At 39.9% G+C, this 8336-nt stretch carries 10 protein-coding genes and 2 pseudogenes; 7 read left to right on the plus strand and 5 right to left on the minus strand.

What is annotated here, in order from left to right; translation table 11 throughout:
- Positions 1 to 311: 311 nt before the first annotated feature.
- Positions 312 to 527 (minus strand): hypothetical protein, encoded by a 216-nt coding sequence (locus ACIR310F_RS0119590; RefSeq protein ID WP_028085291.1) that lies wholly within the window; start codon positions 525 to 527, stop codon positions 312 to 314.
- A gap of 110 nt (positions 528 to 637) precedes the next feature.
- Here ACIR310F_RS0119590 and ACIR310F_RS0119595 point away from each other — a divergent pair, with 110 nt between their 5' ends.
- The 5 genes and pseudogenes from ACIR310F_RS0119595 (at position 638) to folE (ending at position 4842) form a co-directional block, all read left to right on the plus strand.
- Entirely contained in the window at positions 638 to 1336 is a 699-nt protein-coding gene (locus ACIR310F_RS0119595; protein ID WP_028085292.1) for an aldehyde oxygenase (deformylating), read from the plus strand.
- 94 nt (positions 1337 to 1430) lie between these two features.
- Positions 1431 to 2450, plus strand: coding sequence for a long-chain acyl-[acyl-carrier-protein] reductase (locus ACIR310F_RS0119600; protein WP_028085293.1), 1020 nt, complete (start codon positions 1431 to 1433; stop codon positions 2448 to 2450).
- A gap of 123 nt (positions 2451 to 2573) precedes the next feature.
- Positions 2574 to 3554 carry an acetyl-CoA carboxylase carboxyltransferase subunit alpha gene (locus ACIR310F_RS0119605; RefSeq protein WP_028085294.1) on the plus strand — a complete coding sequence of 327 codons (981 nt, stop codon included), beginning with the start codon at positions 2574 to 2576 and terminating at the stop codon, positions 3552 to 3554.
- A 258-nt stretch (positions 3555 to 3812) separates the two neighbouring features.
- Positions 3813 to 3962: pseudogene (locus tag ACIR310F_RS24640) on the plus strand (SDR family NAD(P)-dependent oxidoreductase); the annotation flags it as partial.
- 172 nt (positions 3963 to 4134) lie between these two features.
- A complete protein-coding gene (folE, locus tag ACIR310F_RS0119615; protein ID WP_028085295.1) occupies positions 4135 to 4842 on the plus strand; it encodes a GTP cyclohydrolase I FolE in 708 nt (235 codons plus the stop codon).
- A 150-nt stretch (positions 4843 to 4992) separates the two neighbouring features.
- Here folE and ACIR310F_RS26415 read toward each other — a convergent pair whose 3' ends face one another.
- Positions 4993 to 5142, minus strand: coding sequence for a hypothetical protein (locus ACIR310F_RS26415; RefSeq protein WP_196803254.1), 150 nt, complete (start codon positions 5140 to 5142; stop codon positions 4993 to 4995).
- Positions 5143 to 5790 carry a phosphoribosylanthranilate isomerase gene (locus ACIR310F_RS0119620; protein WP_028085296.1) on the minus strand — a complete coding sequence of 216 codons (648 nt, stop codon included), beginning with the start codon at positions 5788 to 5790 and terminating at the stop codon, positions 5143 to 5145.
- Between the two features lie 147 nt (positions 5791 to 5937).
- Between ACIR310F_RS0119620 and ACIR310F_RS0119625 the strand changes: the two genes are divergently transcribed.
- On the plus strand, positions 5938 to 6186 hold the full coding sequence (locus tag ACIR310F_RS0119625) for a photosystem I reaction center subunit PsaK (protein ID WP_028085297.1): 249 nt from the start codon (positions 5938 to 5940) through the stop codon (positions 6184 to 6186).
- A gap of 197 nt (positions 6187 to 6383) precedes the next feature.
- Complete coding sequence (locus tag ACIR310F_RS0119630) at positions 6384 to 7580, plus strand: site-2 protease family protein (protein WP_028085298.1); 1197 nt, start codon at positions 6384 to 6386, stop codon at positions 7578 to 7580.
- 108 nt (positions 7581 to 7688) lie between these two features.
- Here the strand turns inward: ACIR310F_RS0119630 and ACIR310F_RS0119635 are convergent, their stop codons facing one another.
- Together ACIR310F_RS0119635 and ACIR310F_RS27145 are read right to left on the minus strand one after the other, a co-directional pair.
- On the minus strand, positions 7689 to 7937 hold the full coding sequence (locus ACIR310F_RS0119635; RefSeq protein ID WP_231387613.1) for a hypothetical protein: 249 nt from the start codon (positions 7935 to 7937) through the stop codon (positions 7689 to 7691).
- Between the two features lie 217 nt (positions 7938 to 8154).
- Positions 8155 to 8336: pseudogene (locus tag ACIR310F_RS27145) on the minus strand (Uma2 family endonuclease); the annotation flags it as partial.

The raw sequence follows: 8336 nt of genomic DNA on the forward strand, positions 1-8336 counted from the left end.
ACCACACAAGTAAATTCACAGAATCAAACCGGATTCCTATATATTTAACTCAGTATGAAGAATAATCTATTTTTTATCAAAACTCCGATCTGGAGATGTCTAATTAGTCAATTCCTATTTGGCTGAAATACAGATTGATTCGCGTTTATTTGCGTTTATTTGCGTTTAATTACTTATTTTGACACCGCAGTTGAAATAGTCAAGGCTATAAAATCCGAATTAACTTAAACTGCGATCGCTACTAAGGTACAATTAGTAAAGGCCAGTCAAAACTTTCTTTCCATAGCGCCCGATAATTGGCTAAAGTCCAATTACTGGGGAAAATCGCTGCTTTTGTTACCTAACCTCCCATAAATGTGGAGAAAATGACAATTAGCGGCAGGAAAACGATAAATACACCTGTTAGCACCACTAACAGGCTTAAAAAATTGGCATTTTTGAGATTCCAATTTAGCTTGGACATTGGTTATGACTTCATGTATTTGTTTTTCTGGTACTAAAACATCAGTAAAAACTAATCTAATCACTATAGTTCCTTGTTAAGTTAAATTAAATCACAGTGATCATTATCCCCAATTTTATCGGGCAAGTTAAGTTTTTGTATCCAATGAGTAGGGTTAACGGAGTAATACAGACTATGCAGCAGATTTTAGACCAGGTCAAAGAAATTGATTTCCAAAGTGAAGTATATAAAGATGCTTATAGCCGCATTAATGCTATCGTCATTGAAGGGGAACAAGAAGCTCACGAAAATTACATAACATTATCTCAACTATTACCGGCACAAGCAGAGGAATTAATTCGGCTGTCAAAAATGGAAAGTCGTCATAAAAAAGGATTTGAAGCCTGTGGTAGGAATTTAAAAGTAACTCCAGATATGGAATTTGCCAAGGAGTTTTTCTCAGGATTGCACAAAAACTTCCAAATCGCAGCAGCGGAAGGTAAAATAGTTACTTGTTTGCTAATTCAATCTTTAATTATTGAATGTTTTGCGATCGCAGCCTATAACATATATATTCCCGTAGCTGACGACTTTGCCCGGAAAATTACAGAAGGAGTTGTAAAAGAAGAATACAGTCATCTGAACTTTGGTGAAGTGTGGCTGCAAAAAAACTTTACAGAATCCAAAGCCGAATTAGAGCAAGCAAACCGTCAAAATCTGCCCATTGTCTGGAAAATGCTGAATGAAGTAGCAGATGATGCCAAAGTTCTAGCAATGGAAAAAGACGCTCTAGTAGAGGATTTTATGATTCAATATGGCGAAGCATTAAGTAACATAGGCTTTACCACCCGTGACATCATGCGTCTTTCTGCTTACGGACTCGCAACCGCTTAAATAATAACCATAGGGGTGACAATTCCGTTACCCCAAAGGATTGCTGAATAATTACCAAGTTTTGCACGACAGCACACGCCTAAGATATCAATCCATGTTTGGTTTAATTGGACATCTGACTAGTTTAGAACACGCTCAATCAGTAGCTCAAGAATTGGGATATCCAGAATATGCCGATCAAGGGCTAGACTTTTGGTGTAGCGCCCCGCCACAAATAGTTGATCATATCACCGTTACCAGTATTACCGGGCAGAAAATAGAAGGAAAGTATGTAGAATCTTGTTTTTTGCCGGAAATGCTGGCTAATAGGCGGATTAAAGCTGCAACACGCAAAATCCTGAACGCTATGGCTCATGCACAAAAGCATGGCATTGATATTACAGCTTTGGGGGGATTTTCCTCAATTATCTTTGAAAACTTCAATTTAGAACAGTTTAAACAAGTTCGTAATATTAATCTAGAGTTTGAACGCTTTACTACAGGCAATACTCATACAGCTTACATTATTTGCAAGCAAGTAGAAGCAGCATCTAAACAACTAGGAATTGAATTATCCCAAGCAACTGTGGCCGTGTGTGGAGCGACGGGGGATATTGGTAGCGCAGTAACCCGCTGGTTAGATAAAAAAACAGATGTCCAAGAATTGCTATTAATTGCTAGAAACCAAGAACGTTTGCAAGAACTACAAGCAGAACTAGGACGGGGTAAAATAATGCGGTTAGAGGAGGCACTACCCCAAGCGGATATTGTCGTCTGGGTGGCTAGTATGCCCAAAGGCGTAGAAATTGATCCAACCACATTAAAGCAACCCTGTCTACTAATTGATGGTGGTTATCCTAAAAACTTAGGCACAAAAATCCAGTATCCGGGGGTATATGTGTTAAACGGTGGCATTGTGGAGCATTCCCTAGATATTGACTGGAAAATTATGAAAATTGTCAATATGGATGTACCAGGCCGCCAATTATTTGCTTGTTTTGCCGAATCAATGCTACTGGAATTTGAGAAGTTATATACAAACTTTTCTTGGGGTCGTAATCAGATTACCGTAGACAAAATGGAGCAAATTGGTCGAGTGTCTATCAAACACGGTTTTAGACCATTGGTAGTTTAGTCAGTTGTCAGTGGTCAATGGTCAGTGGCAAAGAGAAAAGAATAGACAACAGACAACAGACAACTGACAACGGACAACTGACAACGGACAACGGACAACGGACAACAGACAACTAACATAACTATGGCAACAACTGAGCGTAAACCGCTACTATTAGATTTTGAAAAGCCTTTAGCAGAATTGGCCACTCGAATTGAGCAAATTCGCCAACTAGCTGAAGAGAATGGTGTTGATGTTTCTGGACAAATTCGCCAACTGGAAGCACGGGCTATGCAGTTGCGGGAGGAGATTTTTAGTAGTCTGACACCATCCCAACGACTACAAGTAGCTCGTCATCCCCGCCGCCCTAGCACGTTAGACTATATTCAGTCTATCAGTGATGAGTGGATGGAATTACATGGCGATCGCTGTGGCGGAGATGATCCCGCTTTAGTGGGTGGTGTCGGCCGTTTGGCTGGACAACCGGTAATGATGTTAGGACATCAAAAAGGTCGGGATACCAAGGATAACGTTGCCCGAAACTTTGGTATGGCTGCGCCCGGAGGCTACCGTAAGGCTCTGCGGCTCATGGAACACGCCAATAAGTTTAATATGCCAATTTTGACCTTTATTGATACTCCTGGGGCTTGGGCGGGCATAGAAGCCGAACACCAGGGACAAGGAGAAGCGATCGCCTATAACTTGCGGGAAATGTTCTGCTTTGACGTACCTATTATTTGTACAGTGATTGGTGAAGGTGGTTCTGGTGGAGCGTTGGGTATTGGTGTTGGTGATCATTTACTGATGTTTGAACACTCAGTTTATACAGTTGCCACTCCAGAGGCTTGTGCTGCAATTTTGTGGAAAGATGCCAGTAAATCCCCCCAAGCGGCAGTAGCCTTGAAAATTATTTCCCATGATCTGAAAAAGTTGGGAATTATTGATGAAATTGTTCCTGAACCCTTGGGTGGCGCACATTCTGACCCATTAACAGCGGCTACTAATTTGAAACAAGCCTTGGTAGAAAACTTAGATAAACTGAACCGGTTCACCCCTGCTGAACGCCGCCAACTCCGTTATGATAAATTCCGTAATATCGGTGTTTTTACAGAGCTTGTTCACTGAAATACTTACAATAAAGTTATTGCAGGGTGATCAGTCCCATAACATAATATATTATTTATCTCCCTGATAGGTAATTGAGAGGCTGCTGCTGGTGAAGCTAAAAAAATTGAAGATAATGGCATAGAAACGCAGTAATGCTATAATTGCCTATGGCTGTTTAAAGATTTTTAACAATCTTCTCAGCTATAGGCATTTGTATTTACTTGATTTTATAAGTAGCTGTTGGCTCACAGCACTGGCAAAAAGTTGGCAAATATCATGAATTTTGAGCAAAAAAGACGGGCTTTGATTACTGGGGCTAGTAGCGGAATTGGGACAGCAACAGCTTTAGCTGATGCCAAAGCTGGGATAGATGTAGCATTAGTCAGCCGTTCTCAAGATAAGTTGGAGTCCGTAGCTAAAGCCGCACATTAAAAGTGGAAGCTGAAACCTTCTGTTTTCTAATTGGTGATTTCGTTATTTATCTCTATGAATGATAATTGACAACTGACAACAGACCACTGACAACGGACAACTGACGACTGACCACTGACCACTGACCACTGACCACTGACCACTGACTAACTACTAAAATTTAATCATGACTATCGCTGGTTCAAACGGTTCTAATCGCTTTCAATCTCCTCTGATTCCTGATTTAGCAGAAACTATCAATGTTCGACCAGACCGCAACACTCACGGTGGTAAAGCAGCAGAAATACATCCACCATCTGAGGAAACAATGGATGAAATGATGGCTGCTGTACGGACAATGTTAGTGGGAGTAGGGGAAGATCCTGAACGAGAGGGACTTCTAAAAACGCCAAAGCGTGTAGCTAAAGCTATGAAGTTTCTCACTAGTGGCTACAATGAATCCCTCGAAGACCTCATCAATGGTGCGATATTTGATGAAGGACATGATGAGATGGTACTAGTAAGAGATATTAACTTCTTTAGCTTGTGTGAACATCATATGTTGCCTTTTATGGGTAGGGCGCACGTTGCCTATATTCCTAATCAAAAGGTTGTGGGATTAAGTAAATTAGCGCGGATTGTTGAGATGTATTCTCGTAGATTGCAAGTCCAAGAAAGACTAACTCGACAAATTGCGGAAGCACTGCAAACAGTTCTCGAACCCAAAGGTGTTGCTGTGGTCATGGAAGCTAGTCATATGTGTATGGTTATGCGCGGGGTGCAAAAACCCGGTTCTTGGACGGTCACTAGTTCAATGCTGGGTGTATTCCAAGAGGAACAAAAAACTCGTGAGGAATTTTTCAACTTGATTCGTCACCAAGCGTCCTTCTTTTAGTCAAGAATGGGTAATGGGTAATAGGTAATGGGTAATGGGTAATGGGTAATGGGTAATAGGTAACAAGGATTTTCCCATTACCACTGACAACTGACTACCGACTACTGACAACTGACTACCGACTACCGACTACCGACTACCGACTACCGACTACCGACTACTGACAACTGACCACTGACCACTGACAACTGACCACTGACCACTGACAACTGACCACTGACCACTGACCACTGACAACTGACAACTGACCACTGACCACTGACAACTGACAACTGACAACTGACTACCGACAACTGACAACTAACCACTGACTACTGACGAATTAGCAAGCCTTTCAAACAATAAAGCCACTTTAGCTAAATTTTTGTCACCTGGTGAGTGTTCGACACCACTGGATAAATCAATACCATTGGGTTTAGTCTGCGCTAACGCAGTCAAAATATTATCGGGTGTGAGTCCTCCCGCTAAAAACCAAGGAAGACTGGGGCTAAATTCCTGATTTAACTTATGCCAATCTAAAGTTTGTCCTGTTCCTCCTAGTTGTTGTGGATGGTAGGCATCAAGTAGTAGAGTATCTACATAATCGGTATAATTTCCGGTGGTTTGTAGATGCTCTAAACTGCGGACTCGGAAAGCTTTGATAATTTCTACTTGGGGGAGAGATTGACGTAATTGATGGCAAAATTCTGGTGTTTCCTCTCCATGTAACTGTACACCAGTTAAACCAGACTCCGTAACTACTTGACTAATTTCCGAAATAGTGGTATCGGCAAAAACGCCGATTTTATCAATATTTTGGGGAATGGGAGTAATAGCAGTCCGAATCTGAGCTATAGTAACGTAACGAGGAGAATCAGGAACACAGATAAATCCTAGTGCTGTTGCACCCAAGGACGCTATAGCTATAGACTGCTGTGGTTGAGTAATGCCGCAAATTTTAACACGCATTTAACATTAGTGAAGCAAAGGCTTAATATCTGAAAAGTTACAAATAATCACAAATGTATATTAATTTAACTTAAAAAGTTTTGCTTTGTCTGATGTAATTTTATAATTCTGTAATATTCATTTTTTCATTGAGGAGAACACACCTTCATGTCATCAATCTTATTAGCCGCAACATCTGTTCCTGTTACACCGGTGTGGAGTCCTACAGTAGGCATCATTATTAGCGCCAGCAGCGCAGTTGTGCTTTTGTTCACTTTTGCCCTGAAATCTGCTAAAGTTGGACCTGGGATGCCTGTATTACCTGTCAGTGTACCGGGATTCATTGGGGCAATGGCTTTTGGTCATGTAATTGGTATTGGTATTGTATTAGGACTGACTAATATTGGTCGCTTGTAAGTTGGATTAATATTTTTTGTCAGCAGCAATAAGTAATTAATTTACCTGTTGCTTTTTTTGGCAAGTTCCAGATATCCGACTTCTTAGGGAGGTGGGGTATCTGGGGCTTTTTTTTCGTGATCAAATTTGGGAAATTGTCTATCCTGGAGTTATACCCACATTTCTAACTATAAAATAATTTCTGGAAATATCTAATAATGCAAACAAATTGGCAAATAGGTTCTTTATTTGGCATTCCTTTGTTTTTAGACCCCTTATGGTTTCTAATTTTGGGGTTAACAACTCTCAATTTTGGTTTAGCTTACCAACAATGGGGGACTGTGGCGGGTTGGGGTGCTGGTTTAATCATGGCACTGCTGTTATTTGTTTCGGTGTTGCTGCATGAATTAGGACATAGTTTGGTGGCACAATCCCAGGGAATTAAAGTTAATTCTATTACTTTATTTTTGTTTGGGGGAGTTGCGTCCATTGAAGAGGAATCAGAAACTCCAGGCCCTGCTTTTCAAGTAGCGATCGCAGGTCCTGCGGTAAGTGTGATTCTATTTTTTCTACTGGGTCTAATAGCGACTGTAATTCCTGATAGTAACCTCCTGAATGAAATGACGGGAGATTTATCGAGAATTAACTTGGTTGTGGCTTTATTTAATTTAATTCCTGGTTTACCTTTGGATGGAGGACAGGTTTTAAAAGCTGCTTTATGGAAAATTACAGGAAACCGTTTTCAAGCAGTACATTGGGCTGCAAGGTCTGGACAAATTTTAGGTTACAGTGCGATCGCTTTAGGGTTTATTATTGATTTTTTGACTGGGGAATTTATCACGGGTTTATGGGTGATTTTGATTGGCTGGTTTGCTGTTCGCAATGCTAACAGTTATGACCGTTTAACTACATTACAAGAAACGCTACTAGATTTAGTAGCGTCCGATACTATGACTCATAATTTTCGGGTTGTTGATGCTAATCAAACTTTGCGACAATTCGCTGATTTATATCTTTTAGAAACTACTGTACCAGAAGTTTATTTTGCGGCTGCTGATGGTCGTTATCGCGGTTTGGTTGGAATTAATGATTTGCGAACTACGGAAAGAAGTGAATGGGAAAATCAAACTTTACAAAGTATTGTTCATCCATTAACAGCAATTCCAACTGTTATGGAATCTAGTTCTTTAGCAGAGGTAATTAATAAACTAGAATCTGAACAATTACCGTTAATTACTGTTATTTCTCCTGCTGATACTGTTGCTGGAATTATTGATAGGGGGGACATTGTTCAAGCATTAGCACAAAGATTAAATTTACCTATTACTTCATCGGAAATCAAAAGAATTAAAGAAGAGGGTAATTTTCCTCCTGGTTTACAATTGGGAATAATAGCTAAATCTGTGGAAAAATGAAATTGTCTGAATCAGGATATCCAGGATTTGATAATTTTTAAGATGAATCATTTTTAATGATCAGGAAATTGTCAGCTAGTGCTTCCGGTTCATACTCAACTAGGTAATTCATCTGTTTTCTAAACCTAGTCTTTGCATAACTTCTGCGGTGGAAATACCTCTAGGACCGTGTTCTCTGCGCTTCCGAATTGCTAATAATTCTTGTTTAAAATTATCTTTGATAGTTTGGTTTGTATCTGGGTCTGTTAGCAGTTCTTCTATGGTTTCTCTAACTGTTTCTCGAATGAGGTCTTTAAGTTGCTCAATAGTGAGTTCGTTAACTTCTATATCATGGCGGTTTTTGTCATTTTCTGCCATTGGTAGAAAAAACTATTCGTGATAGTTGGTGATGGTTGGGTGGTTTGGGTGATGTTGGGTTTTCTTTGTGTCAACTGAACTTACTACTATTTAATGAACCACGTATCCCTCACGGGACCGTTAGGGATAGACACTAAGTACACGAAGGAAGAAAAGAAAAGAGGAAGAGATTTGATTTTGATATGATTATTGTTGGGTTTCCTGGCGTCAACCCAACCTACAAACTACTACTTTTAATACCTTTAATAAATGCTGTTCTTGCATCAATAATGGAAGGTATTAAAACACAACTCGCCAATAAATCTATATCTAAATCTGGCAATAATTCACTTTGATTAATTTGCTCATAATTATCATTTTTGAGATGATATAGAGACAATTGATTATTTTCCCAAAACC

Source organism: Dolichospermum circinale AWQC310F (assembly GCF_000426925.1).
Classification (GTDB): Bacteria; Cyanobacteriota; Cyanobacteriia; order Cyanobacteriales; family Nostocaceae; genus Dolichospermum; species Dolichospermum circinale.